Genomic DNA, 26411 nt, shown 5'->3' with positions numbered 1-26411 from the left:
GATCGTCCTCCTCGCATCCATTTCGGTTGAAGGCTACCCCTGCGTCAACTGCCTGTCACGCGGGTGAAACTGAAGCTGGTGGTCTGGCGATAGAGTTGCCCCGGCGAGAGCAGCACCGACGGGTAGCCGGGATGATGCACCGCATCCGGCCACAGCTGCGATTCCAGAGCAATTCCGGCATGTTGGCCATAAGGACGACCACCGATTCCCGTGGCACCGGGGCGCATGTGATCGGCGGCATAGACCTGAATCCCCGGCTCGGTCGAGGCGATCTGCATCCGCAGTCCCCCGGCCTCAAGCGTGGCGGCAGGTTGGGTCAACTTATGCTTGTGCTCGGACAGGCACAGGTTGTGATCGATCAGCGGCCCGTCCAACCGCTCGCCCAGACGCACGGGCGTGCGGAAGTCCAGATGCGAGCCCTGAACCGGGGCGGGATTGCCCAGCGGGATCAGCGTGTCATCCACCGGCAACCAGCTTTCCGCCGGGATGGTCAGCACGTGATCGGCGATGCTGTCGCTGCCATCGAGGTTGAAATAGCTGTGCTGAGCGAAATTGCACAAAGTGGTTTCGCTGGAGGTGGCCAGCATCTCGATCTGCAACACCGCGCCGGGCAGCAGCCGATAGCGGACATGGACCAGCATCGCGCCGGGAAAGCCCATATGCCCGTCGGGCAGGTAATCCGACAGCGCGATCGCATCTGCCGAGATCTCGCCCACCGCCCAATTGCGCGTGCCCGTCCCGTCCGAGCCGCCATGAAGCGTGGTTCGGCCCGCCTCGTTGCGGTCCAGTTCCAGTGTCAGGTCATCGATCCGGGCATGGCCCCGCGCGATGCGGTTGGCGCAACGCCCGACAATGGCCCCGACATAGCGACCCTCACCCAGATAGGGTTCCAGCGCGGGAAAGCCCAAGACCAGCGGGTGATCAACCCCCTCCAGCCGCAGGTCCTGCACCGTCGCGCCCAGCGTCAGCACCGACAGCGTCAGCCCATGCGCGCTGATGGTGATGCGCTCGACGGTCTGGCCATCGGGCAGGGTGCCGAATACCTCCCGGGTCATGCCAGCACCTGCGGTTCCGGTCGGCCCCTTGGACCGTTCGGCATCACCAGCCAACTGCGCCCGTCCTGCGCGCCGCCCAGATCGACCGCCGCGCTGGTCAGCAGGATGCGGTCCAGATGCTCACCGATGAAGGCGGGGCAGGTGGTCTGTTTCGAGGGCACCTCGACCTGATCCAGCAGCCGCCCGTCCGGCGCGTGGCAGACCAGCCGCCCGGTGCCCCAACGCGCGTTCCAGAAGTTGCCCTTGGCATCGGTGACCGCGCCATCGGGATATTCCTCGGTGCCGCGCAGATCCAGAAAGACCCGTTTGTCGCCCTTGGGCCAGCCGTCGCCATCCAGATCCTGGACCCAGACGGTCTGTTCCTCGGTATCGGCGAAATAGGCCAGCTTGCCATCCGGCGAAAAGCAGATTGCGTTGCTGATCGAGATCGGCGCGAAAAGCTTGCGCAACTCACCCTTATAGTAGCGATAGATTGCGCCCTGACCGGGGCTCGCATCCACCGCCATCGTCCCGATCCAGAAGCCGCCCTGCGGATCGGCGCGCCCGTCATTGGAACGGGTGTCCGGGCGGTCGGCCTCTAGCGGGACCAGATCCTCACGGCTGCCATTCTTGAGGTTGAAACGGAACAGAGCCGTTTCGCTGGCGATGATCAGCGTGTCATGATCGATCCAGCCTGCAGCCGAGACGCGCTCATCAAAGCGCCATTCCAGCTCGCGCCCATCCTTGCGGCTGAGCATCCGGCGACCGAGAATGTCGAACCAGAAGGCCTGCTGGCGTTCGGGATGCCAGAAAGCACCTTCGCCCAGCAGGCAGGCTCGGGGATCGAACAGGGTGTATTTCATGCCGGAAGCGCTGCGACCATCTCGCGCGCACGCTGACCGACGGACTCGGCGCTGTCGCCGGGCTTGTAAAGCGAGGTCCCGATGCCGAAACCCTGCGCACCGGCGGCGAACCAGTCGGCAAAGTTCGAGGGGCCAACGCCACCCACTGCATAGACCGGCATGTCGCGGGGCAGCACGGCGCGCAACGCCTTGAGCACGCCAATGCCGCCCTGATCTGCGGGGAACAGTTTCAGCCCGGTCGCACCGGCGTCGATCGCGGTGAAGCATTCGGTGGCGGTAAAGACGCCCGGATAGGATTCCAGCCCACGGCGGCGGCTCTCGCGGATGACCTCGGGGTTCGCATTGGGCGAGACGATCATCCGTCCGCCGGCATCCGCGACCCGGGCCACGTCCTCGACCGTCAGCACGGTGCCCGCGCCGATCGTCGCCTGACCGGCAAAGGCGGTCGCCATCAGCCGGATGCTTTCCAGCGGATCGGGCGAGTTCAGCGGGACTTCGATCCGGTCGATGCCGGCGTCGATCAGCGCCTGACCGACGGCCAGGGCGTCCGCGGGGGTCAGGCCGCGCAAGATGGCGATAATGGGCTGGGTCATGGGGTCCTCGTCAGGGCGGAAGCGGCAGCGGTCAGTCCGGCAAGGACCAATTCGCCGCCGTCCATTTGATGCGCATCGGCACCGGCCTGCGTCAAGGCCTGCGCGTAAAGCGCCGAGAGTTCCGGTGCGCCAATGATGATGACGCGACGGCCATGCCAAAGCGGATGCGCTGCCGCCAACTCGGACCCGATGAGCAGGCCCGAAAGCCGCCCCGCGCCCTGTTCCGGGGTCATCCCGTTCAACAGCGCCGCTGCGCGCAGCGGGAACAGCCCTGCCGCCGCCATGTCGGCATTGGTCGCCGCCTGCGCCGAGGCCTCAAGGAAGCCGGGCAGGTCGGGCTTGGCGTCGCCAATGGTCAGGCGCAGCACCGATTGGCGCGACAGCAGCGCATAGACCTCGCCGGTCATGAAGGTGTGGAAACCCTCGACCTGACCGTTCGAGATAATGACCCATTTGCAATGCGTACCGGGCAGGCAAAGCGTGCCCTGAAAGTCCGGGTTCTGGGCGATGAAGCCCGCGATCTGGGTTTCCTCGCCGCGCAGCACGTCGGGCGGGTCGATCTGCGACAGGCCGGGCAGGATATGCACGTCAAGGCGAGGATCGCGCACGACGGGCCGGGTGGCGCGCAGCGGGTCCAGCGGGGTGCAGGGGGTGGGGCGGTATTCCGCCTCGACCCAACCGGTGCGGGCACCGACCATGCCGCAGGCGATGACGGGGACCGGGCGGTCGCCCAGCCAGTCCTCGACCAGTTCCAGAAGCGCGGGTTCGAAGCCGTCGCGGTCAAGGCTACCCATGCCCTTGTCCGAGGAGCGGTTTTCCAGCACCTCGGAGTCGTTCATGGCCCAGACGCGCAGCCGGGTAGTGCCCCAATCGACTGCGATCCAGTTCGGGCTCACCATTCGAAGGCTTCCGTCTGAACCCGGCGGCCCAGCATCATCGCATCGGCGACATGGCGGAACGGAGCCACGTCGACGTCGCTTTCGCCCGCAGCGATGAGTTCAGCGAAGCGGGCATAGATGCGGTCATATTCGCCCGCCAGCGCGCCTTCGGCCGAAAGCACCTCGCCGTCTGCGGTGATGGTCGCGCCGCCTTGCGACAGCTCCATCACGCCGCGATCGGTCTCGATCCGCATGTCCCAGGTCTGCACGCCGGTCTCGCGGAAATCGAAGTCCAGATCGACCGGAGCGCCTTCTTCGGTCAGCATTTTCAGCTGAGCGGCGATCGGCGTGTCGCGGTTTTCCGGGAATTCCAGCGCGGCTTCGGTCGTGTAAAGACCGACCGGCAGGATATAGGTCAGGATCGAATAGGCGTTGATGCCGGGATCAAAGACGCCGGTTCCGCCGGGGGCAAAGATCCAGTCCTGACCGGGATGCCAGCGCCGCACGTCCTCGCGCCAGGTCACCGTGATTGCGGTGATCTTGCGGTCCGAAAGCCAGTCCCGCGCGCCGGGGATGCCGGGGGCGAATTGGCTGTGCCATGCGGTGAAAAGCGTCTTGCCCTGTTCCTTGGCGATGCGCTGCAGCGTCATCACCTCGGACACGGTGGTGCCCGGCGGTTTTTCCAGCAGCACGTGGCGACCGGCCAGCAGCGCTTCGCGCGCGACGGCGAAGCGGACCTGCGGCGGCGTGCAAAGCGCGACTGCGCCGACTTCCGGGCGCTCGGCCAGGAACGTCGTCACGTCCTTGTAGGCGGCGATGCCTTCGGCCGTGTTGAACGGATCGACCGTCGCCGCGAAGTTGAAGGCCGATGAGGCCTCCAACGCGGGACGGTGCTGTTCGCGGGCAATCTTGCCGAAGCCGATAATGGCCAGATCAGTGGCTGTCACGTCCCACCTCGCTTCCGCGGCAACCCTTCAGGAAGTCGAAATCGGCCCCGGTATCGGCCCCTTCGACATGGTCATGGAACATGCGGGCATAGCCCGAAACCGGCGGCTCGACCGGGTTCTTCCAATCGGCCAGACGGGCGGCGATTTCCTCGTCGCTCAGGTCCAGATGCAGGCGGCGGTTCGCCACGTCCAGCTCGATGAAGTCACCGCTGCGAACGATGGCCAGCGGGCCACCGCGCGCGGCTTCGGGCGAGGTGTGCAGGACAACCGTGCCGTAAGCCGTGCCAGACATGCGCGCATCGGAAATGCGGACCATGTCGGTGATGCCTTTTTTCAGCACCTTCGGCGGCAGGCCCATATTGCCGACCTCGGCCATGCCCGGATAGCCCTTGGGACCGCAGTTCTTCATGACCATGATGCAGGTTTCATCGATGTCCAGATCGTCATCGTTGATCCGGGCCTTGTAGTCGTCGATATCCTCGAAGACCACGGCGCGGCCACGGTGCTGCATCAGATGCGGGGACGCGGCCGAGGGCTTCAGCACCGCGCCCAGCGGCGCGAGGTTGCCCTTGAGGACCGCGATGCCGCCCTGCTGGGTCAAGGCTTTCTCGACCGGCAGGATGACATCCTCGTTCCAGTTCTTGGCGTCCTTGACCTCGTCCCAGATGCTTTCGCCCGAGACGGTCAGCGCGTCCTTGTGCAGAAGGCCGGCTTCACCCAGACGCTTCAGCACGACGGGCAGGCCGCCGGCATAGAAGAACTCTTCCATCAGGTATTTGCCCGAGGGCATCAGGTTCACGATGGTCGCGACGTCGCGGCCACAGCGGTCCCAATCGTCCAGGGTCAGCTCGACTCCGGTGCGGCCAGCCATGGCCAGCAGGTGGACCACGGCATTCGTCGAGCCGCCGATCGCGCCATTGCAGCGGATCGCGTTCTCGAAGGCTTCCTTGGTCATGATGTCGCTGGGCTTCAGGTCGTCCTTGACCATCTGCACGATGCGGCGACCGGTCATCTGCGCCATCACGCGGCGACGGCTATCGACCGCAGGGATCGCGGCATTGCCCGACAGCGCCATGCCGAGGGCTTCCGCCATCGACGCCATCGTCGACGCGGTGCCCATGGTGTTGCAGGTGCCGGACGAACGGCTCATCGCTTGTTCGGCGTCGAGGAATTCCTCTTGGGTCATCTCGCCAGCCTTCACGGCCTCCGAGAATTTCCACAGATGGGTGCCCGAGCCGATACGCTCGCCACGGAACCAGCCGTTCAGCATCGGACCGCCGGTGACCACGATCGACGGAATGTCGGTCGAGGCTGCGGCCATCAGCAGCGAAGGCGTGGTCTTGTCGCAGCCGACCATAAGGACGGCACCGTCGATCGGCTGGCCGCGCATCGCTTCCTCGACCGCCATGGCGGCGAGGTTGCGATACATCATCGCGGTCGGGCGGAAGGTGTTTTCGGAAGCCGAGAACACCGGAACCTCGACCGGGAAGCCACCGGCCTCCCAGATGCCGGCTTTCACCTTTTCGGCCAGCTCACGCAGGTGGCCGTTGCAGGGCGTCAGGTCCGACCAGGTGTTCAGGATGCCGATGACCGGCCGGCCATCGAACAGGTCATGAGGGTAGCCTTGGTTCTTCAGCCAGCCACGATGGTAAATGGTGTCGCGCGAATTGCCGCCATACCAATGTTGCGACCGCAGCTTGCGCGGCCATTCAGCGGGTTTGAAGGACATTACGATTTTCTCTTGTTCGAGACGTCAAAGATGACGGCGGCCATAAGGACCAGGCCCTTGATGACCTGCTGGTAGTCGATGCCGATGCCAAGGATCGACATGCCGTTGTTCATGACGCCCATGATGAAAGCGCCGACGATTGCGCCGATCACCGTGCCGACACCGCCCGACATGGACGCGCCGCCGATGAAGACCGCCGCGATCACGTCGAGTTCGAAGCCGACACCGGCTTTCGGCGTGGCCGAGTTCAGACGCGCCGAAACGACCAGACCGGCCAGCGCGGCCAGCATGCCCATGTTCACGAAGGTCAGGAAGGTGATGCGCTCGACATTGATGCCCGAGAGCTTCGCGGCCTTCTCGTTGCCACCGATGGCGTAGATGCGGCGGCCCAGCGTGGTGCGCTCGGAGATGAACGAATACAGCGCGACCAGAACGGCCATGACGATGAAGACGTTCGGCAGGCCGCGGAAGTTGGCCAGCGCCCAGGTCATCCAGGCCAGCGCGACAAAGATCAGGGCGTTCTTGCCGACGAAGAAGGCAAAGGGCTCATCGGCGATGCCGACGGCTTCCTGGCGCTTGCGGTTGCGGACCTGCAGCCACAGGATCACCAGCGCCGCACCCCAGCCGAGGATCAGCGACAGGGTGTTCGGCTTGTCCGGCCCGAAGACATCCGGGATGAAGCCCGAGGCGATCATCTGGAATTCCTTGGGGAAGGGGCCGATCGACTGGCCCTGCAGCGCCCACATGGTCAGACCGCGGAACACCAGCATGCCAGCCAGCGTCACGATGAAAGACGGAATCTTCCAATAGGCGATCCAGTAGCCCTGCGCCGCGCCGATCAGGGCGCCTGCAACCAGGCTGAGCACGACCACCAACGGGACCGGAAGCCCCATCTTGACGATCATGATCGCCGCCAGCGCGCCGACAAAGGCCGCGACCGAGCCGACGGACAGGTCGATGTGACCGGCCACGATGATCAGCAGCATGCCGACCGCCATGATGACGATATGGCTGTTCTGCAGGAACAGGTTCGTCAGGTTCACCGGACGGAACAGGATGCCGCCGGTCACGACCTGAAAGAAGGCCATGATGATGACAAGGGCGAACAGGATGCCATATTGGCGCATGTTCCGGCGGATGAAGCCGAACGTGTCGCTGCCGCGATCGGTTGTGGTATCAGACATGGGCGGTCTCTGCCTCGATCTCTTCGGGGGTGATGTCTTCCTCGGTCAGGTCGTGGCCTGACTTGATGATGACCGACATGATGCGTTCCTGAGTCGCCTCGGAGGTGGGCATCTCGCCCACCAGACGGCCCTCGTTCATCACGATGATGCGGTCGGTGATGCCCAGAAGCTCGGGCATTTCAGAAGAAATCACGATGATGGACTTACCCGCGGCAGCAAGGTCGCGGATGATGGTGTAGATTTCGTATTTCGCGCCCACGTCGATGCCGCGCGTGGGCTCGTCGAGGATCAGAATTTCCGGCTCAGAGAACAGCCATTTCGCCAGCACGACTTTCTGCTGGTTGCCGCCCGACAGGTTCATCGTCGCCTGATCGATGGAAGGGGCGCGGATATTGATTGCCTTGCGGTAATCCTGCGCGACCTTGCCTTCCTTGTGATGGTCGATGACGCCGTAGCGCGCGACACCGGCAAGGTTGGCCAGCGGAATGTTGCGGCGGATGCTGTCTTCCAGCACCAGGCCCAGCGATTTGCGGTCCTCGGTCACATAGGCAAGGCCAGCCTTGATCGCCTTGGACACGGTGCTCAGATCGGCATCCTTGCCATTGATCTTGACCGAGCCCTTGCGGAACACGCCGACCGAGCGGCCGAACATGCTCATCGCCAGTTCGGTGCGGCCCGCGCCCATCAGGCCGGCGATGCCCAGGACTTCGCCGCGCTTGAGGTCGAATTTGGCGTTGTCGACCAGCAGGCGGCCATCGCCACCTTCCTCGGCCACGGTCCAGTCGCGGACCTGCATGATCACCTCGCCGATCTTGGGTTCGCGCGGCGGGTAGCGGTCGTCCATCGAACGGCCGACCATGTCCTTGATGATCTGGCTTTCGGGAACCATGCCCTGATGATGCGACACGGTGGCCCCATCGCGCAAGACCGTCAGGCTGTCGCAGACCTCGGAGATCTCGTTCAGCTTGTGCGAGATCATGATCGCGGTCATGCCCTGCTCGCGGAAGCTGTCCAGCAGGCGCAGCAGCGCGGCGCTGTCATGTTCGTTCAGCGACGAGGTCGGCTCGTCCAGAATCAGCAGTTCGACCTTTTTCGACAGCGCCTTGGCGATCTCGATCAGCTGCTGCTTGCCCATGCCCAGCTCGCCGACCTTGGTCTCGGGGCTTTCGCGAAGGCCCACCTTGGCCAGAAGTTCGGCGGTGCGGCGGTTGGTTTCGTGGCGGTCGATCACGCCGTTCTTTGCGATCTCATTGCCGAGGAAGATGTTCTCGGCGATCGACATATGCGGCACCAGGGCAAGCTCCTGGTGGATGATGACGATGCCCTGCTCTTCGCTGTCGGTGATCTTGCGGAAAGCCATCGGCTTTCCCTTGTAAAGGATCTCTCCGTCATAGGAGCCGTGCGGGTAGACGCCCGACAGAACCTTCATCAGGGTGGATTTGCCTGCGCCGTTTTCACCGCAAAGCGCGCGGATTTCGCCGCGCTTGACCACCAGATTGACGTTGTCGAGGGCTTTGACCCCGGGGAATTCCTTGGTGATTCCCCGCATTTCCAGAATGGCGTCCATCGCTACCATATGCCCCTAGCTTAGGAATACGCCGCCGCAAGGGATGCATCCCCTGCGGCGGCGCGGGTTGATCAGATTACTTCAGCTGGTCTTCGGTGTAGTAGCCCGAGCCGACCAGAACTTCGTTCAGGTTGGCGGCGGTGACCGGAACCGGCTGCAGCAGGAACGAGGGGACGACCTTGACGCCGTTGTTGTAGGTCTTGGTGTCGTTGATCTGCGGCTCGCTGCCCTTGATCATCGAATCGACCATGCCGACGGTGACTTTCGCCAGCTCACGGGTGTCCTTGAAGATGGTCGAATACTGTTCGCCCGCCAGGATCGACTTCGACGATTGCAGTTCCGCGTCCTGACCCGAAACGATCGGCATCTTCAGGTCGCCCGAGCCATAGCCGACGCCTTTGAGCGAGGACAGGATACCGATCGACAGCCCGTCATAGGGCGACAGCACGCCGTTGACCTGCTTGTCGGTGTAGTTGGCCGACAGGATGTTATCCATGCGCGACTGGGCCGTTGCCGGGTCCCAACGCAGCGTGCCGACCTTGTCCATGCCCTGCTGGCCCGAGGGGATCACGATCTCGCCCGAGTCGATCATCGGCTGCAGCACCGACATCGCGCCGTCATAGAAGAAGAAGGCGTTGTTGTCGTCCGGGCTGCCGCCGAACAGTTCGACGTTCCACGGCTTCACGTCCGGGAAGCGCTCTTTCAGGCCCGCGACCAGGGTGTTGGCCTGCTCGACGCCGACCTTGAAGTTGTCGAAGGTGGCGTAATAGTCGATGTCGCCGGTGTCGCGGATCAGGCGGTCATAGGCGATGACCTTGATGTCCGCGGCCTTGGCGTTTGCCAGCGCGTTCGACAGCGTGGTGCCGTCGATGGCGGCGATGACCAGAACGTCCACACCCTTGGTGATCATGTTCTCGATCTGGTTCAGCTGGTTCGGAATGTCGTCATCTGCATATTGCAGGTCGGTCTGATAGCCGGCTTCCTGGAACTGCTTGACCATGTTGTCGCCGTCCGCGATCCAACGGGCCGAGGTCTTGGTGGGCATCGAGATGCCGACCATGCCTTCGGCCGCGGCGATGCCCGGCACGGAGAGCGCGGCAACCGAGGCGGCTGCCAGAGCGAGTTTCTTAAGGGTAAACAATTAATTTCCTCCCGTTATGGGGCACGACAGAAGAAGGCGCTTTTTCTGGCGCCCTTTATGGCAATCTTCCGGTGCATCCCCCCGACTTCGCGGGCCGTCCGGGCCCGTCCCGAGGCCGATCACCGCGGCAGCGGACTTCTGCCCCGCTTGCCTGCCCGCAAGTTATCTTTGTGCAGGGTTTGGCGTCAATTTCGGTTTCTGGAACTCGATATACCTATTATGGTATATCTTAGCGCTAACATCGAAATGGACGCGAGGGGCGACGGATGCGGACAAATCGCGATCTTGGCGACGAGCTGGTCTCTCGCGGCATAAAATTGAGGCAATTGGCGCTTTTGGTTGCCGTTCAGCGCAGTGGGCAGCTTAGTTTGGCGGCAGCCTTGATGAATATCACGCAGCCGGCGGCTTCGCGGCTGCTGGCTGACCTTGAGCGGATCGTCGGCGCGCAATTGTCGCAGCGTCATAGCCGGGGAATCACCCTGACTCCGGCAGGGGAACGGCTGGCCGAGCGGGCGCGGTCGATGCTGCGCGACCTTGATCTGGCGGGCCGCGAGGTGCGTGACATCAATCGCGGCAGCGTCGGATCGGTGCATGTGGGTTCCGTGACCGGCCCCTCATTGGATCTGGTCCTGCCGGTGGTGCGCAGCCTTGAGCGATCCGAGCCCTATCTGCGCTTCAAGATCGAGGTGACCTCCAGCGATCGGTTGGTGGCGGGGCTGCTCTCGGGCAATCTGGACCTGTATATCGGCCGTGTCCCCGAGGGGATCGAGGCCAGCCAGTTCGACACCATCCCGATCGGGGCCGAGCCGCTGTCGCTGGTGGTGCGCCGCGATCATCCGCTGGCCCGGCGCAAGGGACTGACATTAGAGGAATGTTTGCCCTTCGACTGGGTGATGCAGCCGACGGGCAGCATGCTGTGCGACACGGTCGAACGCTACCTGACCGGGCGCGGTCTGGCCCTGCCGAGCACGGTGATCTCGACCGGATCGCTGATGCTGTCCTTTGCCTTCGTCATGCGCTCACAGGCGGTGGCGGTGATGTCGAGTTCCGCCGCGCGGCTGTTCTCCGAGGCGGGCGAGGGGGGGCCGGTCACCGAACTGGATGTCGTGCCGGGCCTGAGCGTCCCGGCCTATTCCATCGTCACCCTGCGCGACCGAGAGCCGACGCCGGCAGCGCAGATCTTTCTGAAGGTGCTTGAGGAGGAATTGCGCGGGCGCGGCGCCTGATTTAGGCGATCCCGGCCCGAAGCTCGGCCCATTCCGGATGGCGATCGAATTGCGCCCGGACATAGGTGCAGCTCGGAACGATCTGCATCCCCTGCCGCCGCGCGTCGTCGATCAGCCGCTGGACCAGCGCCATGGCGACGCCGCTGCCGCGCATGGTGTCGGGGGCAAGGGTATGGTCGGCGACGATGACACCCGGTCCGCCGGAATGCCAGGTCAGCTCGGCTTCGCCATCGGCACCGGGAATCTGGGCCGCATAGCGCCCGGAAGTGCCGAAATCCTCATGCGTGATGCGAATTGCAGGTTGTGCCATGGGCTGCTCCGTCATTGCGACTCGGGACTGCAGCATAGGCGCGTTCGGCCCTGTCGGCAGAGCCATTTCGCACGCTTTGGCGCGAAATCGTGCAGTTGCGCCGGGTTTGACCCCGGCGCGACCGAATCAGGCGCGTTCCGAATACTCGAACATCTCGGTATTCACGACGATGTCCTCATCGACGCCGACGAAGGGAGGGATCATGACGCGCAGGCCATTGTCGAGGATCGCCGGTTTGAAGCTTTTCGAGGCGGTCTGGCCGTTCAGCACCGGCTCGGTCTCGACGACCTTGCAGACGACTTTCTGCGGAATGCGGACCGAAAGGGCTTCATCGCCGTAATATTCGACAGTGGCGGTCATGCCATCCTGCAGGAAGGGGCGGCGGTCGCCCAGCAGGTCGGCATCCAGCTCGATCTGCTCGAAGGTTTCATTGTCCATGAAGACCAGACGGCCGTCGGTTTCATACAGGAATTGCTGGTCCTTGTTGTCCAGGCGGACGTTTTCGACCTTGTCTTCGCTGCGGAAACGCTCGTTGAGCTTGCGCCCGTCGCGCAGGTTCTTCAGCTCGACCTGAGCGAATGCGCCGCCCTTGCCGGGCTTGACATGGTTGACCTTGACCGCGGCCCAGAGCCCGCCGTCATGTTCCAGCACGAGGCCGGGCTTGATTTCATTGCCGTTGATCTTGGGCATGCGAGGCGACCTTTTCGCGAAAATGTTGCGGCTCGCGCGTCTTGAACCGCATGTGCTGGCCCCTATATCCACGGGCACGTTCCGTCGCAACCAGATCGTCAATCCGGCGTTGTCAAGGGCTGTCGGGCGTTTTCGTTTGTCGTGAAAGCTTCAGCTGCCGCAAGCTATGATCAAGATCGGCTTGGGTTTGCGCGGGGCGCATGGCTGTCATGTGGGCTAGGGCATACCGAATCATTGGCAGGATCGGCTAAGTCGCCCCTTGCCCGCCAGTCTGGCGACTGTAGCGACCCGACATCGGTCAGGTCGGTATGATGCGGTACCGCAAGAAAAACAGGATACAGTAGATGCGCGATTTCGTGGATGGTTCGGCATTCAATTTTGAGCAAGGCCAACGTGCCCGCAAGCTTTTTGCCGCCGTTGTGCTGGCCGCACTTGATGATGCGATCGCGGATGACAAAAAATACGGCAACGGGCCTGATCAAATTGCACGTTGGGCACGGTCGCGCGATGGCCGCGAGGTTCTGTCCTGCGCTGGCATCGATCCGAACGAACGAGTCGTGAAGGGCCTGATGGAGTTCGTGGCCAAAGGCGTGCGGACCTCGGTCGCGCTGTCGCGCGAGGAAAGCGAACGCCGCCACGCCGCCGAAGAGGCAGACGCCGCCTGATCCCGGCCCCTGCTGCGCATCTGGGCCGTCCGCATGGGCGGCCTTTTTCGTTATTGGAACAGGCGCAGGACCAGCGGCGCAATGATCGCGGTCAGCACGGCGTTCAGCCCCATACCAATCCCGGCAAAGGCGCCAGCGGTCTCGTTGACCTGAAAGGCGCGGGCGGTGCCGATGCCATGCGCCGCGACCCCGACGGACAGGCCACGTGCACGCCAGTCATGGATTTTCAGCAAATTCAGCAGCGGTGTGGCGATGATCGCGCCGAAAATCCCGGTCAGCAGAACCAGGACGGCGGTGATCGTCGGTTCCCCGCCCAACCCCTCGGCAATGCCGATGGCGACGGGCGCGGTGGTCGATTTCGGCGCAAGGCTGGCCATCATCACCGGCGACAGGCCTGTCGCCTTGGCGATCACCAGGACCGATACCACGGCAGTCAGCGATCCTGCAGTCAGCGCCGCCAGCAGTGGCAGCAGCGCCTTGCGGACTCGGTGCAGGTTGTCGAATAGCGGCATTCCCAGCGCGACCGTGGCCGGGCCCAGCATGAAATGCACGAATTGCGCGCCCTCGAAATAGGTCTGGTAGCTGGTCCCGGTCAGCTCCAGCAGCACTGCCAGCAGCGCCACCGCGACCATGACCGGATTGGCCCAGCTTTGCCGCCCGGCCGCGCGAAAACAGCGATCCCCGATCCAATAGGCGAACAACGTCGCGGTCAGCCACAGCAGCGGCCCGCGCGACAGATAGGACCAGATCAGCGCCGCATCGGTCATTCGTGCCGCCCCAGCAGCCGCACGACGCCGACGAAAACCAGCGCCCCCACCGCGATGGCCAGTGCCGTCGAGACGGTCAGCGCAAGCGCGATGGCGAGGCCGTCGCTGCGGAACTCGGCCATATGGGCGACGACGCCGACGCCTGCGGGGACAAAAAACAGCGACAGGTTCGCCAGCAATCCGCGTACGACCGGGCGCAGCATCTCGGCCAGGGACGGGCGTATCAGGCAGCTTGCAACCAGCAACATCATCCCGATGACCGGCCCCGGCACGGTCAGGCCAAGACCGCGAGCGGCGATCTCTCCGATCAGCTGAAAGGACAGCAATATGGCCAGCGCGGGAATCATGGCGTCAGATTAGCGCGGCCTAGGGCAAGGTCCACCGCTCAAATATTGTGGATAACAGTGCGCGACCCTCCATATCTGGTGGCCAAGATTGACTTGAAGGCGCAAATCACCAAGAATTGCCGCATTTCACGTGAATCAAAGGCCTTGCCACATTGCGCTTCGACAGACTTCGCCTGAACGGATTCAAAAGCTTCGTGGACCCGACCGATCTGGTCATCCACGAGGGGCTGACGGGCGTGGTCGGGCCGAATGGCTGCGGCAAGTCGAACCTGCTTGAGGCCTTGCGCTGGGTCATGGGCGAAAATCGCCCCTCGGCCATGCGCGGCGACGGCATGGAGGACGTGATCTTTGCCGGAACGACGCGACGTTCCGCCCGCGCCCATGCCGAGGTGACGCTGACCCTTGATAACAAGGACCGCCTTGCCCCGGCGGGCATGAATGACAGCGACGCGCTGGACGTTACCCGTCGGATTACCCGTGATGCCGGCTCGGCCTATCGCATCAACGGCAAGGAAGTCCGTGCCCGCGACGTGCAGATGCTGTTCGCGGATGCCTCGACCGGGGCGCATTCTCCGGCGTTGGTGCGGCAGGGGCAGATTTCCGAACTGATCAACGCCAAGCCCAAGGCCCGACGCCGCATCCTTGAGGAAGCGGCCGGGATCTCGGGCCTGTATCAGCGCCGGCACGAGGCCGAGTTGAAGCTGAACGCGGCCGAGGCCAACCTGACCCGCGTTGACGACACGCTGGACCAACTGTCGTCTCAGGCCGCCTCGCTGGCGCGTCAGGCCCGCGCCGCCGCCAAGTATCGCGAAATAGGTGCCGTTCTGCGCAAGGCGGAAGGCCAGCTTCTGTATCGCCGCTGGCATGACGCCGATCAGGCCCGCACCCAAACCGCCGAGATCCTGCGCGAAGCGATCCGCGCCGCCTCTGACGCGGAAATCGCAGCGAAACGCGCCATTTCTGCCCGCGAAGAGGCCGACCGTCAGCTTCCGCCGCTGCGCGAGGAAGAACAGGTCGCCGCCGCAATTCTGTCCCGCGCCACCGTCGAACGCGAGGCTCTGGACGAGGCCGAGGCCCGCGCCGCGCAGGCGATCAAGACGCTGCTGGCCCGCATCAGCCAACTGGATCGCGACATCGAACGCGAATCTGCCCTGAATCGCGACGCGGTCGAGGTGATCGAGCGGCTGGAATGGGAACGGCGCGAGTTGGAAAAGGCCGGGCAGGGCCATGACGCCAAGCTGGAAGCCGCTGCCAGCACCGCCGAGGAAGCCGGCGAGGCGCTGCGCGAGGTCGAAGACAAGCTGGGCGAGTTGACCGACGAATCCGCCCGGCTGGCCGCGCGCTATCAATCCGCCGAACGGCTGGCCCATGACCTGCGCCAGATGCTTGACCGTGCCACGCGCGCCGCCTCCGAGGCCGAGGGCACGCTTGAGGCCGCGTCTGAAACCGGGAGCATCGCGCAATCCGCCCGCTCGACCGCCGAGGAAACCTTGGAGCAGGCCCGCGAGCGCGTCGAGGCCGCCGAGGACAGCCTGTCCGCCGCCGAGGAGGCCCGCGGCTCACTTGAGGCCGAGGAAGCCCTTGCCCGCGCCACCCGCGCCGAGGCCGAAGGTGAACTTTCCGCGCTGAATGCCGAAATGGCGGCCCTGACCCGTCTGGTTGAGCGCAATGACAAGGGCGGCGAGTCGCTTCTGGACCTGATCCGGGTGGAAAAGGGCTACGAGGCAGCCTTTGGCTCGGCATTGGGCGATGACTTGTCCTCGGGGCTGGCCAACGACGGCTCGGGCTGGCACGTGCTTCCCGGTTACGGCGCGGCCCATCCGCTGCCCGTGGGCATTGCGTCGATCGCAGCACAGGTCGAGGGGCCAGCGGCGCTGGAGCGTCGCCTGTCGCAGGTGGGGCTGGTCAAGGATGTCGCGACCGGGGCAAGGCTGCAATCCACGCTGACGCCCGGCCAGCGGCTGGTCACGCTGGAAGGCGACCTGTTCCGCTGGGACGGCATGCGCCTGCTGGCGGGCGAAACCGTATCGGCGGCGGCGCTGCATCTGCAAAAGGTCAACCAGCTGGCCGAGATCACCCGGCAGGCCGAGGCCGCGCAGGCCCATGCGACGGATGCGGTCGCCACGCATCTGGCCCTGCGCGACCGCCACATCGCTGCCAGTGAGGCCGAAAAGCGCGCTCGTGATGCTCGCCGCGAGGCTGAACGTGCGATGTCGGATGCCGCGCGCATCCTGACCAAGGCAGAATCCGAACTGTCCATGGCACAAAGCCGCGCCGAATCCGCCCGTGCCGAGTTGGACCGCCATCGCGCCGATGCTGGCGATGCTCGTACGCGCCTGTCCGATGCCGAACGCGCCATCGGTGAATTGCCGGATCGGGGCAGCATTGCCGCTGCGCTAGAACATGCCCGCACCGCGGTTGAGGCCGCGCGCATCGCCACGATGACCCGCCGTGGCCGTCTGGACGAATTGAAACGCGAGGTGCTGTCGCGCACCAAACGGCTGCAGGAAATCTCGACCGAGGAATCCGGCTGGCGGCTGCGTCTGGATCAGGCCGGATCACGCTCGGCCGAGCTGATCTCGCGCCGCGACCATGCTACCGAGGAGCTGGAGGCGGCCGAGGCCCAGCCCGAGGTTCTGGCCGAACGCCGCGAAGCACTGACAGAATCCGAAGCGCGCGCCGCCGCCCGTCTTGCCCGTGCCCGTGCCGCGCTGTCCGCCGCCGACCAAACCCTGCGCGTTGCCGCCGAGGCTGAGCGCGAGGCGGAACGCGGCGCATCCGACGCCCGTGAGACCCGCGCCGCCCGTCAGGCCCGTTCTGAGGCCGCGACCGAGGCCGAGGCCAATGCCCGCGCCCGTATCCAGGAAGACGCCGAATCCACCCCCGAGGCTTTGCTGGAGTCGCTGGGCGAATTGCAGCAAATCGCCCTTGCAGCGCTTGAGGACCAGATCCTGCGCCTGCGCCAGCAGCGGGATTCGTTGGGCGCAGTCAACCTGCGCGCCGAGGATGACAAGCAGGAGCTGGAAACCGAGCGCGACCGCCTCAGCGGCGAAAAGGAAGACCTGACCGAGGCCATCCGCAAACTGCGGCAAGGCATCGGCAGCCTGAACAGCGAAGGTCGTGAGCGTCTGCTGACCGCCTTTGACACGGTGAACCGCAATTTCACCACGCTGTTCACCCACCTGTTTGGTGGCGGCGAGGCGCGGTTGGTGCTGGTCGAATCTGACGATCCGCTGGAAGCTGGGCTGGAAATCATGTGCCAGCCTCCGGGGAAAAAGCTGTCGACCCTCAGCCTGCTGTCGGGGGGCGAGCAGACCCTGACCGCGCTGGCGCTGATCTTTGCCGTCTTCCTGGCCAATCCCGCGCCGATCTGCGTGCTGGACGAGGTCGACGCGCCGCTGGACGACGCCAACGTCACCCGCTTCTGCGATCTGATGGACGAAATGACCCGCCGGACCGAGACGCGATTCCTGGTGATTACCCACCACGCGGTGACCATGGCGCGGATGGACCGGCTGTTCGGCGTCACCATGGTCGAGCAGGGTGTCAGTCAATTGGTCAGCGTCGATCTGAAGCGCGCGGAAGCACTGGTGGCCTGAATCCGAAAACGCTAATAGGTCTGCCATTCCCCCTCGCGGAGCTTAAGACCAAGATGCGTGCGCTTTGCGCTTTCCTGACCATTGTCTGTCTGCACCCCCTGCCGCTTCTTGCCGCGCAGGTGACAGGCGATCCCGAAATGATCGGCCAGATCATGTCCGAAATGGGCCTGAAGGTCACGAAACGGCAGGACATCGAAGGCCTGCCCATGCTGGAAAGCGAGATCGACGACACGCTGTTCAACGTCTTCTTCTACGAATGCCATCCGCAATGCCGTCGGATGCAGTTCGTCACCGGCTTCCAGATGGCCGAGCCGATGACTACTGCCGATGCGAATGACTGGAACCGCGACAACCCCTTTGCCAAGCTGGTGGTGGCGGAATCGGGCAATCCCTATCTGGAAATGGATATCGGTCTTGCAGGCGACGGTCTGGGACGCGAGAATTTCGAGGACGCGCTGGAAACCTGGCGCGGTGTCCTTGGCGATTTTCGCGCCTCCATCACAGAGTAGGTAAAGACCATGAGCATCGAGACGAAACTCGCCGAACTGGGGATCACGTTGCCGGAGGCGCCCGCGCCTGCCGCGAATTACGTGCCTTACGTGATCTCGGGGAACCTGCTTTTCGTCTCGGGGCAGATCAGCACCGCCAAGGGCAAGCTGGGTGCCGATCTGGCGGTCGAGGCCGGGACCGAGGCCGCGCGGACCTGTGGCCTCGCGTTGCTGGCGCAGGCGCGCGCCGCGCTGGGGTCGCTGGACCGTGTGAAGCGCGTGGTCAAACTGGGCGGCTTCGTCAATTCGACCCCGGAATTCACCGACCAGCCCGAGGTGGTCAATGGCTGCTCGAACCTGATGGTCGAGGTTTTCGGCGACAAGGGCCGCCACGCCCGCGCCGCGGTTTCTGCGCCGGCTCTGCCGCGCGGCGTCGCGGTCGAGATCGAAGCGATCTTCGAGATCGAGTGATGGACCTGCATCCCGATTTCCTGCGCCTGCCGATCGCTCATCGGGGGTTGCATTCGCTTGGGCTGCCGGAAAACAGCATGGGCGCGTTCCGCGCGGCCATCGCCGCTGGCTACGCCATCGAATGCGACATTCAGGCGGCGGCGGATGGGACTCCGGTCGTGTTCCACGACGATGACCTGCCGCGCCTGACCGGGGCCGAGGGGCTGGTGCGCGCCCTTGGCATCGACGCGCTGTCCATGCTGCGCATCATGGGCACCGAAGAGTCGATCCCGACCTTGGCCGAATTGCTGGCCGAGGTGGCGGGCCGCGTGCCACTGCTGATCGAGATCAAGGATCAAAGCCTGCGCTCGACCGATCAGATTGGCGACCTGTCCGAACGCGTGGCCGAACTGCTGGGCGATTATGCCGGTCCGGTCGCGGTCATGTCCTTCAATCCGCATAGCATGGCGGCTTTCCATCGCGTCGCGCCGGATATCGCTGTTGGCCTGACCTCCTGCGACTACGACGCCGCGGATTGGCCGGATATCGATGCAACCACTCGCGTATCGTTGGCCGCCATTGCAGATTTCGACCGCGTCGGGGCCAGTTTCGTGTCGCATGACCGCAACGATCTGGACAATCCGGCGGTGACGGCGCTGAAGGCACGCGGCGTTCCGATCCTGACATGGACCATCCGCTCGTCCCAGCAGGAGCAGGCGGCGCGGCAGGGGGCCGACAATATCACGTTCGAAAACTATCTTCCGGGGGCAGCATGACCGATAGAAAATCCATGATCGTGACCGGGGGGTCGCGTGGCATCGGCCGGGCGGTTGCCCTTCTGGCGGCTGAACGCGGCTGGGACGTGGCAATCAGCTGGCGCGACGATTTCGCCGCCGGGCACGAGGTGCTGGAGCGCATCCGCGCCATGGGTCGCCGCGCCGTCGGCTTGCGCGCCGATGCCGCAAGCGAGGCCGACGTGGCCGCCCTGTTCGACGCGGCCGAGGGCGAGTTCGGGCGCATCGATGCCGTGATCGTCAATGCGGGCATGCTGGCCCGCGCGATGCCTTTGGCCGAAATGACGCTGGAGCGCATGCAGCGCGTCATCGACGTGAACGTGATCGGAGCGCTGCTGACCGCACGCGAAGCGGCACGGCGGATGGCGCGGCCCAAGGACCAGCCCTCGGCCTCGATCGTGCTGCTGAGTTCCGCTGCCGCGCGGCTGGGCGGTCCGGGGGAATATGTCGATTATGCCGCCAGCAAGGGGGCCATCGACAGCCTGAATATCGGGCTTGCCAAGGAGTTGGCGCCGCAGAACATCCGCGTCAATGCTGTTCGCCCCGGCCTGATCGAGACCGAGATCCACGCTTCGGGTGGCGATCCTGAGCGGGCGCAGCGCCTGTCCGTGGGTGTGCCGATGGGGCGTCCCGGCAGCGCCGAGGAAGTGGCCGAGGCAATCCTGTGGCTGGCCAGCGAACAGGCAAGCTATGTCACCGGGACAAACCTGGAAGTGACCGGCGGGCGCTGACAAGGCGAACCCGTCCGGTTAGGTTCGGCGCATGAGTGAACTCAGCGTCTCGGTCCTGTCTGCGATTTCCGGCATCGAACCCGCGCTATGGGATGGCTGCGGGGCGGGGGCCAACCCCTTCACCACGCATCGTTTCCTGTCCGCGCTGGAGGCGTCCGGTTCGGTCGGGCAGGGCACGGGCTGGCACCCGAGCCACCTGATCGCGCGGCTGGACAGTCAGGTGGCGGGCGTCGCGCCCTGCTACCTGAAGACCCACAGTCAGGGCGAGTACATCTTTGACCATGCATGGGCGCAGGCATTCGAGCGTGCGGGCGGCGACTATTACCCCAAGCTGCAATGCGCCGTCCCCTTTACGCCGGTCACCGGCCCCCGGCTGATTTCAAACCGTCCGGCGGTGCAGGGGGCGCTGCTGCAGGCGATGGCGCAGGTGGCCAAGCAATCCGGCCTGTCGGGCGTCCATGTCACTTTCTGCACCGAGGCCGAGGCCGAGTTGGGCGAGGCGGCGGGCTATCTGCCCCGCGCGAGCGAGCAGTTCCACTGGCTCAATCGCGGCTACGCATCCTATGAAGATTTCCTGTCCGAACTATCCTCGCGCAAGCGCAAGGCGATCCGCAAGGAACGCGAGCGCGCACAGGCTTTCGGCGGCACGATCAGCAGCCTGCGTGGCGACCAGATTTTGCCCCGGCATTGGGACGCGTTCTGGCACTTCTATCAGGATACCGGCAGCCGCAAATGGGGTCGGCCCTACCTGACGCGGGCGTTTTTCGACATCCTGCATGACACGATGCGCGACGATTGCCTGCTGGTTCTGGCCGAACGGGATGGCCGTCCGGTCGCGGGCGCGTTGAACATGCTGGGTACAGACACAATCTATGGCCGCTACTGGGGCTGCGTCGAGGATCACCCGCATCTGCATTTCGAACTTTGCTACCACCGGGCCATCGACTGGGCGATCGAGCACGGTCTGTCCCGTGTCGAGGCCGGGGCGCAGGGAGAACACAAGCTGGCGCGGGGCTACCTGCCGACACAGACCCATTCCCTGCACTGGCTGGCCGATCAGGGCTTCCATGATGCAGTGGCGGATTACCTGACCCGCGAGCGCATGGCGGTTGGGCAGGAAATCGAATTGCTGACCGAGATGGGCCCGTTCCGGCGCGGCGCCTAAATGACGAAACCTCTGGCTTACGTTGATAATGTTTTCGGATTCCGATTGGTCGCGTTATCGACGTTTGAGGTTGAACCGAGTAGCCGCGCGCCAGCGGCGAATGGTATTTGAAAGCAGAATACGTGGAAAGAACGGATATTCAGCGATTATCAGTGTGATCGATTCTGATCGACCGTTTGTGATAGATTTTGACAATCTTTTTACGGCTGGGTCGGATCTCAGTCGCCTCAGGTGGGCGGGTGCTTGGTGTCAAAAAAAGAATGTAAATTACGCGGCATTTCTTGAGAGTGATGGCCACAGGAAATATTTAGACCCGTCATTCTAAGATCAGATAACCTAGGTGAATTAAATTCTATTGCGCCGCAGCTTCAAGAAGCGTGTCTGCTATGGATCTTCAATGGGCGGCTACGCGGCATTGGCCTAAGCAAGTTTATGTCAGGCGGATACGGCATTGGCTACCAACCCAATATCATTAGACAATAAGGATGGAGGCGACTGGCAGACTGAAAGCTTCCTTGGTTGTCGACCAAAACGATGGTTCGCGCTTTGGAGTGAGAGTGCTTTCGCAGAGCGCAACGAAATGCGAGTTCTGGTGATGTATGATCCGTTCGAAAGATTGGACTCTCGGCATCCGGCACTCGTCCCGCGGGAAAAGCACAAAGTCCCCTTCCTTGGGTACGCCTTGGAAGGGCATGCATATTCGATCGGGATGTGGAGTGAACCCCTCGGGCTGGACCACGGGACCCTGAAGAACTGATACGCTGAACGGGCCTTGATCGGAGAAGGCTCATGACATCACGAGGTCCCCTATCGTCGGCATTCGACCCCATTCAAGCTGCAACTCTGCCAGGACATCCGTGCCGGGGTGATCGGCCGCCGGGATGCATTCATCACACGGACAGGGGCTGCCAATACGCATCCCAACTCTATCGCGAAGCTCTGGACGCTGCAGGTTTACTCGGCTCGATGAGCAGCGTCGGGAACCTCTATCACAATGCCCAATCCGAGAGTTTCATGAAGACCCTGAAGGTCGAGGAGGTCTATCTCGCCGGATACGAAACCTTCGCCGATGTAGCCGGCCGATTGCCGGTCTTCATCGAGCAGGTCTACAATACCCGAAGACTGCATTCAGCCCTCGGCTACCGTCCGCCCGAGGAATTCGAAACGCTAATCGCTCAGAAGGCGGCTTAGTTCGATGAAGTCCCGTGGTCCAGCCCGAGGGGGTAACTCCAATGGTGGCTCAAATATTTGCATTTTCTCTGTAGTCAGAGGTGATTGATGCGGATCGCAAATCGTTTCGTCTTGCGGCCTGAATTCACCGGAAGTTCGCCAGATAATATCTTTTTAGAACGCCAAATATAATCTCCATTTGACCGTGAGTCGGGCCGAGATTGTACTTGCACATGCAGAGATAAAATACTCGAGGGGATTCTTCCTGGATGGGCATCCCTGAGAAACTTCGGCGTGATGTACTTAAGGTGGTTCCTGAAGGGTATTTCCGATAGGCAATAGAAATTTTGTGCACAACCGGTTGATAGGGTGGCGTTAACGCGGATTTTCTTGATTGAAGTGTTGGCGATCCAGTTTGAGGTTTTCGTATCCGAATTTGATAACGGTTTGCGACACGCAAACTCAGCCCTAATCGCTTTGGGGTGGTCGATTTCGCTTCAGCGTTAGAAAGATAACCGCTACCTCAGGCCTGATTGCAGGCCGCGCGCTGTTGATGGGTAATCGATCCCCAACCAGGCCGGTGAAATTCAAGTTACAGCGGTCACGGCAAGATTTTTGCACATGCAGTTCTTGAGTTCGTGCCGGATACGATAGTCCCAGAGAAATTCAATGGCGCGGCGCCTAACGGCGCTGCAACTGCCGGAAGGCGGCCGAGGCGCCCCAGCCGGCGGCGACGGCGATGGCAAGCGACATGAAGCCATAGATGAAGGGCTGTTCCAGCGCGAGGCGGTAGAGCCAGCGTTCCAGCCCGACCTTGCGCACCTCGATCGGTGCGCGGAACGTGTCCATCACCTTGCCGTCGCGGACGAGAAAGATGCGGGTGCCGTAAAGCCCCTCGATCAGGTTCGCGGGCAGGCGGACATCGGCGCGAAACAGCGTCTGTTCGGCGACGGTGACCGCGCCATCATCCAGCCGGTACAGATCGTGATCCTCGCGCAGGCGGACCAGCGCCTCGGTATAGGGCACGACATCTTCGACCTCGGATGCCCCGGCAAAGGCGCGGATCGCTTGCGGGACCGAGATGCGGTAGCGGCTGTCCTCATCCGGGTTCAGGATGCGCTCCAGTGGCCGCGTCGTCGCTACGACATAGAAATTCGGGGCCGAGGCCACGCCGACCTTGCCGGTATTGACCCAGATGCCAAAGCGCCGCTCCTTGTGGCGGACGGTGACGGGTCGGGCAGGTCCCTCGACCGTGACGATCACGTCCAACGGTTCGGTGGTGGGGATCGGCGTCTCGCGCTTGATCGCGCCATAGATGATGATGTCCGAGCCGTCGAAACTGGTGGTGATGTCCACGTCGTCCCGCGACAGGTCCGCGACGATGCGCTCTGGCGGCGGCGCGGGCGGCCCGTCTTGCGCGGCCAAGGGCAGGGCGGATGCGATCAGCAGGGCGAGGGCACGCAGGATCATCCCACCACCCCCGGCGTCAGTGAATACAGGTCGTCCGGCTTCAGGAACAGGTCCAGCGCCAGCTTGCCGCAGACCGCCAGCACCAGAAGCGCCAGCAGGATGCGCAACTGCTCGGCCCGGAGTTTTGCACCCAGGGTCGTGCCGAACTGCGCACCGACCACGCCGCCCACGATCAACAAAACGGCCAGCATGACGTCGACGGTGTTGGACGATACGGCGTGCATCAGCGTGGTATAGGCCGACAGGAAGGTGATCTGGAACAGCGAGGTCCCGATCACGACCTTGGTCGGCATGCCCAGCAGGTAGATCATCGCCGGGACCATGATGAAGCCGCCGCCGACCCCCATCAGTGCGCCCAGCACACCCACCGCTGCACCAACCATCAGCACTGGAATCGCGCTGATATACAGACCCGAGGCGCGGAACTTGACCTTCAGCGGCCAGCGATGAACCCAACCATGCTGGTTGCGGCGCATCGGCTTGATCGGGCCGCTTTTCCGGGATCGATGCAGCGCGCGCAGGCTTTCCTGCAGCATCATCGCCCCGATCAGGCCCAGAAAGACCACGTAGCATAACTGCACAACCAAATCGACCTGACCCAGCCGCTGCAGCTTGTTGAACAGGATCACCCCGAAGGACGATCCGACCAGCCCGCCCGCCAGCAGCACCCAGCCCATGCGGAAATCGACGGTCTTGCGCTTCAGATGCGCCAGCACCCCGGAAAAGGACGAGGCCACGACCTGATTTGCACCGGTCGCCACCGCAATGGCCGGGGGGATGCCGATGAAAAACAGCAGGGGCGTGATCAGAAAGCCGCCGCCGACGCCGAACAGCCCCGACATCAGGCCGACGACGCCGCCAAGCCCGACAAGGGTGAAGGCGTTGACCACCACCTCAGCAATAGGAAGATATATCTGCATGTTCTGCCCGGCTTTCTGCCCGTTTTGATCCTGCCCTTGCCACGCTCCGACGTCAAACGCTGCAGTTGCATAAGCAGCGGGTTGTCGCAGATGTGTGGCGCGGATAAGCATGGTTTTGACGGGGATGTGATCGCGGACCGGGTGCCCCTTCGGGGCACGGCTCGCCCATTCCTTCGGGAACGGGTTGAGGAAGTGGGGGCGACATGCGGATCCTGATCACCAATGATGACGGCATCAACGCGCCGGGACTGGTCACATTGGCCGAAATCGCGGCCGAGATTGCCGGTCCCGAGGGCGAGGTCTGGACCGTCGCACCCGCGTTTGAGCAATCCGGTGTCGCGCATTGCATCAGCTATGTCCATCCGACCCTGATCGCGGAACTGGGTCCCCGGCGCTTTGCCGCCGAGGGCTCGCCCGCGGATTGCGTGTTGGCGGCCCTGGGCGACGTGATGCGGGACAATCCGCCCGATCTGGTGCTGTCCGGGGTCAACAGGGGCAACAATTCCGGCGAAAACGTGATGTATTCCGGCACCATAGGCGGCGCGATGGAGGCGGCACTGCAAGGCCTACCCGCGATCGCGCTGTCGCAATACATGGGCACGCGGACCTCAACCCTTGCCGATCCGTTCGAGGCCGCGCGCCAACACGGTCCACGCCTGATCCGCCAGCTTCTGGACCGCGGTGACTGGACATCGGACGCGGATTTCCGGCTGTTCTACAATATCAACTTCCCGGCCTGCGATGCGGCATCGGTCAAGGGGGTGCGGGTCGCGCCGCAAGGTCGTCGCAGTGGCGTGCGTTTCGAATCCGAGCCCTATCACGCACCGAACGGCCGCCGCTTCCTGTGGATTCTGGGTGGCTCGCAGACCTCGCCCGCCACGCCGGGGAGTGACGTGGACGCCAATATGCAGGACTATATCTCGTTGACGCCAATGCGCCCGGACCTGACCTGCCACGCCAGTCTGGCTGCCCTGCGCGTTCTGGAAGAGGGCTGATCCGCCGATGAGCGACGAACCCGAGGCCGCGGAACGAAAGATGCGTTTTCTGTTCGCCCTGCGTCAGCGCGGGGTGACCGATCCGCGCGTGCTTGAGGCGATGGAGCGCATCGATCGGGGCGAATTCGTGCGCGGCCATTTCGAGGATCGCGCCTATGAGGATACGCCCCTGCCGATTCCCTGTGGGCAGACCATCAGCCAGCCCTCGGTCGTCGGGCTGATGACGCAGGCACTGGAGGTTGGGCCGCGCGACAAGGTGCTCGAGATCGGCACGGGCTCGGGCTATCAGGCGGCGATCCTGTCGCTGCTGTGTCGCCGGGTCTATACGGTCGACCGCCATCGCCGTCTGGTGACCGAGGCCGAGGAGATCTTTCGCCATTTCGGCCTGTCCAACATCACCGCCATGGTTGCGGACGGTTCGCGCGGATTGCCCGAACAGGCACCCTTTGATCGCATCATGGTGACCGCCGCAGCCGAAGACCCGCCCGGCCCGCTCTTGGCGCAATTGAAAACCGGCGGTATCATGGTGGTACCGGTCGGTCAGTCGGATGCGGTTCAGACCCTGATCCGTGTGCGCCGGACCGAAAACGGATTTGATTACGACGAGTTGCGGCAAGTGCGCTTCGTGCCGCTGGTCGAGGGATTGGGACAGACATAATCCCCGGCCGCGCAGAGTGAGGAACGGGCA

26 protein-coding genes are annotated in these 26411 nt (G+C 63.6%); 11 read left to right on the top strand and 15 right to left on the bottom strand.

The window, feature by feature from the left end:
* Positions 1-44: 44 nt before the first annotated feature.
* The 9 genes from GL300_RS07890 to chvE form a co-directional block, all read right to left on the bottom strand.
* Positions 45-1055 (bottom strand): aldose epimerase family protein, encoded by a 1011-nt coding sequence (locus GL300_RS07890; protein WP_155039049.1) that lies wholly within the window; start codon positions 1053-1055, stop codon positions 45-47.
* Positions 1052-1897, bottom strand: a complete 846-nt coding sequence (locus GL300_RS07885) for an SMP-30/gluconolactonase/LRE family protein (RefSeq protein ID WP_155039048.1) — start codon at positions 1895-1897, stop codon at positions 1052-1054. The genes GL300_RS07890 and GL300_RS07885 overlap by 4 nt, the downstream gene beginning before the upstream one ends.
* The gene (locus tag GL300_RS07880; protein WP_155039047.1) at positions 1894-2490 is read right to left on the bottom strand and encodes a 2-dehydro-3-deoxy-6-phosphogalactonate aldolase; all 597 of its coding nucleotides are present in this window, start codon (positions 2488-2490) and stop codon (positions 1894-1896) included. Before GL300_RS07880 ends, GL300_RS07885 begins: the two co-directional genes overlap by 4 nt.
* Complete coding sequence (locus GL300_RS07875; RefSeq protein ID WP_155039046.1) at positions 2487-3389, bottom strand: 2-dehydro-3-deoxygalactonokinase; 903 nt, start codon at positions 3387-3389, stop codon at positions 2487-2489. Before GL300_RS07875 ends, GL300_RS07880 begins: the two co-directional genes overlap by 4 nt.
* Entirely contained in the window at positions 3383-4315 is a 933-nt protein-coding gene (locus GL300_RS07870; RefSeq protein WP_343042931.1) for a Gfo/Idh/MocA family protein, read from the bottom strand. Before GL300_RS07870 ends, GL300_RS07875 begins: the two co-directional genes overlap by 7 nt.
* Complete coding sequence (araD, locus tag GL300_RS07865) at positions 4302-6044, bottom strand: L-arabinonate dehydratase (RefSeq protein ID WP_155039045.1); 1743 nt, start codon at positions 6042-6044, stop codon at positions 4302-4304. The genes GL300_RS07870 and araD overlap by 14 nt, the downstream gene beginning before the upstream one ends.
* Entirely contained in the window at positions 6044-7228 is a 1185-nt protein-coding gene (mmsB, locus tag GL300_RS07860) for a multiple monosaccharide ABC transporter permease (protein WP_155039044.1), read from the bottom strand. The genes araD and mmsB overlap by 1 nt, the downstream gene beginning before the upstream one ends.
* Complete coding sequence (gene mmsA / locus GL300_RS07855) at positions 7221-8795, bottom strand: multiple monosaccharide ABC transporter ATP-binding protein (protein WP_155039240.1); 1575 nt, start codon at positions 8793-8795, stop codon at positions 7221-7223. Before mmsA ends, mmsB begins: the two co-directional genes overlap by 8 nt.
* Before the next feature lie 76 nt (positions 8796-8871).
* Positions 8872-9912 (bottom strand): multiple monosaccharide ABC transporter substrate-binding protein, encoded by a 1041-nt coding sequence (chvE, locus tag GL300_RS07850; protein ID WP_246195115.1) that lies wholly within the window; start codon positions 9910-9912, stop codon positions 8872-8874.
* Positions 9913-10202: 290 nt separating this feature from the next.
* On the opposite strand from chvE, the gene GL300_RS07845 reads away from it, so the two are divergent.
* A complete protein-coding gene (locus tag GL300_RS07845; protein WP_155039042.1) occupies positions 10203-11162 on the top strand; it encodes a LysR family transcriptional regulator in 960 nt (319 codons plus the stop codon).
* Position 11163: 1 nt separating this feature from the next.
* Here the strand turns inward: GL300_RS07845 and GL300_RS07840 are convergent, their stop codons facing one another.
* The gene (locus tag GL300_RS07840) at positions 11164-11472 is read right to left on the bottom strand and encodes a GNAT family N-acetyltransferase (protein WP_155039041.1); all 309 of its coding nucleotides are present in this window, start codon (positions 11470-11472) and stop codon (positions 11164-11166) included.
* Positions 11473-11598: 126 nt separating this feature from the next.
* Positions 11599-12162, bottom strand: a complete 564-nt coding sequence (gene efp, locus GL300_RS07835) for an elongation factor P (protein ID WP_155039040.1) — start codon at positions 12160-12162, stop codon at positions 11599-11601.
* A 344-nt stretch (positions 12163-12506) separates the two neighbouring features.
* Here efp and GL300_RS07830 point away from each other — a divergent pair, with 344 nt between their 5' ends.
* A complete protein-coding gene (locus tag GL300_RS07830; RefSeq protein ID WP_024842734.1) occupies positions 12507-12827 on the top strand; it encodes a DUF6280 family protein in 321 nt (106 codons plus the stop codon).
* Positions 12828-12877: 50 nt separating this feature from the next.
* Here the strand turns inward: GL300_RS07830 and GL300_RS07825 are convergent, their stop codons facing one another.
* Together GL300_RS07825 and GL300_RS07820 are read right to left on the bottom strand one after the other, a co-directional pair.
* Positions 12878-13594: an LrgB family protein gene (locus tag GL300_RS07825; RefSeq protein WP_155039039.1), complete on the bottom strand. Its 717-nt coding sequence runs from the start codon at positions 13592-13594 to the stop codon at positions 12878-12880.
* Positions 13591-13941 (bottom strand): CidA/LrgA family protein, encoded by a 351-nt coding sequence (locus GL300_RS07820; RefSeq protein WP_155039038.1) that lies wholly within the window; start codon positions 13939-13941, stop codon positions 13591-13593. Before GL300_RS07820 ends, GL300_RS07825 begins: the two co-directional genes overlap by 4 nt.
* A gap of 152 nt (positions 13942-14093) precedes the next feature.
* Between GL300_RS07820 and GL300_RS07815 the strand changes: the two genes are divergently transcribed.
* The 7 genes from GL300_RS07815 (at position 14094) to GL300_RS27240 (ending at position 22359) form a co-directional block, all read left to right on the top strand.
* Positions 14094-17540: a chromosome segregation SMC family protein gene (locus GL300_RS07815; protein WP_155039037.1), complete on the top strand. Its 3447-nt coding sequence runs from the start codon at positions 14094-14096 to the stop codon at positions 17538-17540.
* Positions 17541-17593: 53 nt separating this feature from the next.
* A complete protein-coding gene (locus GL300_RS07810; protein WP_155039036.1) occupies positions 17594-18049 on the top strand; it encodes a YbjN domain-containing protein in 456 nt (151 codons plus the stop codon).
* A gap of 9 nt (positions 18050-18058) precedes the next feature.
* Complete coding sequence (locus tag GL300_RS07805; RefSeq protein ID WP_155039035.1) at positions 18059-18499, top strand: RidA family protein; 441 nt, start codon at positions 18059-18061, stop codon at positions 18497-18499.
* The gene (locus GL300_RS07800; protein WP_155039034.1) at positions 18499-19254 is read left to right on the top strand and encodes a glycerophosphodiester phosphodiesterase family protein; all 756 of its coding nucleotides are present in this window, start codon (positions 18499-18501) and stop codon (positions 19252-19254) included. Before GL300_RS07805 ends, GL300_RS07800 begins: the two co-directional genes overlap by 1 nt.
* Positions 19251-20003 carry an SDR family oxidoreductase gene (locus GL300_RS07795; protein ID WP_155039033.1) on the top strand — a complete coding sequence of 251 codons (753 nt, stop codon included), beginning with the start codon at positions 19251-19253 and terminating at the stop codon, positions 20001-20003. The genes GL300_RS07800 and GL300_RS07795 overlap by 4 nt, the downstream gene beginning before the upstream one ends.
* Before the next feature lie 31 nt (positions 20004-20034).
* Positions 20035-21168, top strand: a complete 1134-nt coding sequence (locus GL300_RS07790; RefSeq protein ID WP_155039032.1) for a GNAT family N-acetyltransferase — start codon at positions 20035-20037, stop codon at positions 21166-21168.
* Between the two features lie 789 nt (positions 21169-21957).
* Positions 21958-22359, top strand: a complete 402-nt coding sequence (locus GL300_RS27240) for an integrase core domain-containing protein (RefSeq protein WP_343042928.1) — start codon at positions 21958-21960, stop codon at positions 22357-22359.
* A gap of 660 nt (positions 22360-23019) precedes the next feature.
* Here the strand turns inward: GL300_RS27240 and GL300_RS07780 are convergent.
* Together GL300_RS07780 and GL300_RS07775 are read right to left on the bottom strand one after the other, a co-directional pair.
* Positions 23020-23808 carry a TIGR02186 family protein gene (locus GL300_RS07780; RefSeq protein WP_155039031.1) on the bottom strand — a complete coding sequence of 263 codons (789 nt, stop codon included), beginning with the start codon at positions 23806-23808 and terminating at the stop codon, positions 23020-23022.
* Positions 23805-24728: a sulfite exporter TauE/SafE family protein gene (locus GL300_RS07775; protein ID WP_155039030.1), complete on the bottom strand. Its 924-nt coding sequence runs from the start codon at positions 24726-24728 to the stop codon at positions 23805-23807. The genes GL300_RS07780 and GL300_RS07775 overlap by 4 nt, the downstream gene beginning before the upstream one ends.
* A gap of 203 nt (positions 24729-24931) precedes the next feature.
* Here GL300_RS07775 and surE point away from each other — a divergent pair, with 203 nt between their 5' ends.
* A complete protein-coding gene (gene surE, locus GL300_RS07770; RefSeq protein ID WP_155039029.1) occupies positions 24932-25723 on the top strand; it encodes a 5'/3'-nucleotidase SurE in 792 nt (263 codons plus the stop codon).
* 7 nt (positions 25724-25730) lie between these two features.
* Positions 25731-26381: a protein-L-isoaspartate(D-aspartate) O-methyltransferase gene (locus tag GL300_RS07765; protein WP_155039028.1), complete on the top strand. Its 651-nt coding sequence runs from the start codon at positions 25731-25733 to the stop codon at positions 26379-26381.
* Positions 26382-26411: the final 30 nt, after the last annotated feature.

The organism is Paracoccus litorisediminis (assembly GCF_009711205.1).
Taxonomy (GTDB): domain Bacteria; phylum Pseudomonadota; class Alphaproteobacteria; order Rhodobacterales; family Rhodobacteraceae; genus Paracoccus; species Paracoccus litorisediminis.
Note: the sequence above shows the minus strand (reverse complement) of the source record. Positions and strands in the feature narration are given on the sequence as shown.

Coding starts and splice junctions, on each gene's coding strand:
- GL300_RS07875 (WP_155039046.1), bottom strand. CDS start 3,389: ATGGTGAGCCCGAACTGGATCGCAGTCGATTGGGGCACTACCCGGCTG.
- GL300_RS07840 (WP_155039041.1), bottom strand. CDS start 11,472: ATGGCACAACCTGCAATTCGCATCACGCATGAGGATTTCGGCACTTCC.
- efp (WP_155039040.1), bottom strand. CDS start 12,162: ATGCCCAAGATCAACGGCAATGAAATCAAGCCCGGCCTCGTGCTGGAA.
- GL300_RS07780 (WP_155039031.1), bottom strand. CDS start 23,808: ATGATCCTGCGTGCCCTCGCCCTGCTGATCGCATCCGCCCTGCCCTTG.
- GL300_RS07830 (WP_024842734.1), top strand. CDS start 12,507: ATGCGCGATTTCGTGGATGGTTCGGCATTCAATTTTGAGCAAGGCCAA.
- GL300_RS07845 (WP_155039042.1), top strand. CDS start 10,203: ATGCGGACAAATCGCGATCTTGGCGACGAGCTGGTCTCTCGCGGCATA.
- araD (WP_155039045.1), bottom strand. CDS start 6,044: ATGTCCTTCAAACCCGCTGAATGGCCGCGCAAGCTGCGGTCGCAACAT.
- GL300_RS07880 (WP_155039047.1), bottom strand. CDS start 2,490: ATGACCCAGCCCATTATCGCCATCTTGCGCGGCCTGACCCCCGCGGAC.
- GL300_RS07885 (WP_155039048.1), bottom strand. CDS start 1,897: ATGAAATACACCCTGTTCGATCCCCGAGCCTGCCTGCTGGGCGAAGGT.
- GL300_RS07820 (WP_155039038.1), bottom strand. CDS start 13,941: ATGATTCCCGCGCTGGCCATATTGCTGTCCTTTCAGCTGATCGGAGAG.
- GL300_RS07890 (WP_155039049.1), bottom strand. CDS start 1,055: ATGACCCGGGAGGTATTCGGCACCCTGCCCGATGGCCAGACCGTCGAG.
- mmsB (WP_155039044.1), bottom strand. CDS start 7,228: ATGTCTGATACCACAACCGATCGCGGCAGCGACACGTTCGGCTTCATC.
- GL300_RS07795 (WP_155039033.1), top strand. CDS start 19,251: ATGACCGATAGAAAATCCATGATCGTGACCGGGGGGTCGCGTGGCATC.
- GL300_RS07765 (WP_155039028.1), top strand. CDS start 25,731: ATGAGCGACGAACCCGAGGCCGCGGAACGAAAGATGCGTTTTCTGTTC.
- GL300_RS07825 (WP_155039039.1), bottom strand. CDS start 13,594: ATGACCGATGCGGCGCTGATCTGGTCCTATCTGTCGCGCGGGCCGCTG.
- GL300_RS07800 (WP_155039034.1), top strand. CDS start 18,499: ATGGACCTGCATCCCGATTTCCTGCGCCTGCCGATCGCTCATCGGGGG.
- GL300_RS07775 (WP_155039030.1), bottom strand. CDS start 24,728: ATGCAGATATATCTTCCTATTGCTGAGGTGGTGGTCAACGCCTTCACC.
- GL300_RS27240 (WP_343042928.1), top strand. CDS start 21,958: ATGACATCACGAGGTCCCCTATCGTCGGCATTCGACCCCATTCAAGCT.
- mmsA (WP_155039240.1), bottom strand. CDS start 8,795: ATGGACGCCATTCTGGAAATGCGGGGAATCACCAAGGAATTCCCCGGG.
- surE (WP_155039029.1), top strand. CDS start 24,932: ATGCGGATCCTGATCACCAATGATGACGGCATCAACGCGCCGGGACTG.
- GL300_RS07810 (WP_155039036.1), top strand. CDS start 17,594: ATGCGTGCGCTTTGCGCTTTCCTGACCATTGTCTGTCTGCACCCCCTG.
- GL300_RS07790 (WP_155039032.1), top strand. CDS start 20,035: ATGAGTGAACTCAGCGTCTCGGTCCTGTCTGCGATTTCCGGCATCGAA.
- GL300_RS07805 (WP_155039035.1), top strand. CDS start 18,059: ATGAGCATCGAGACGAAACTCGCCGAACTGGGGATCACGTTGCCGGAG.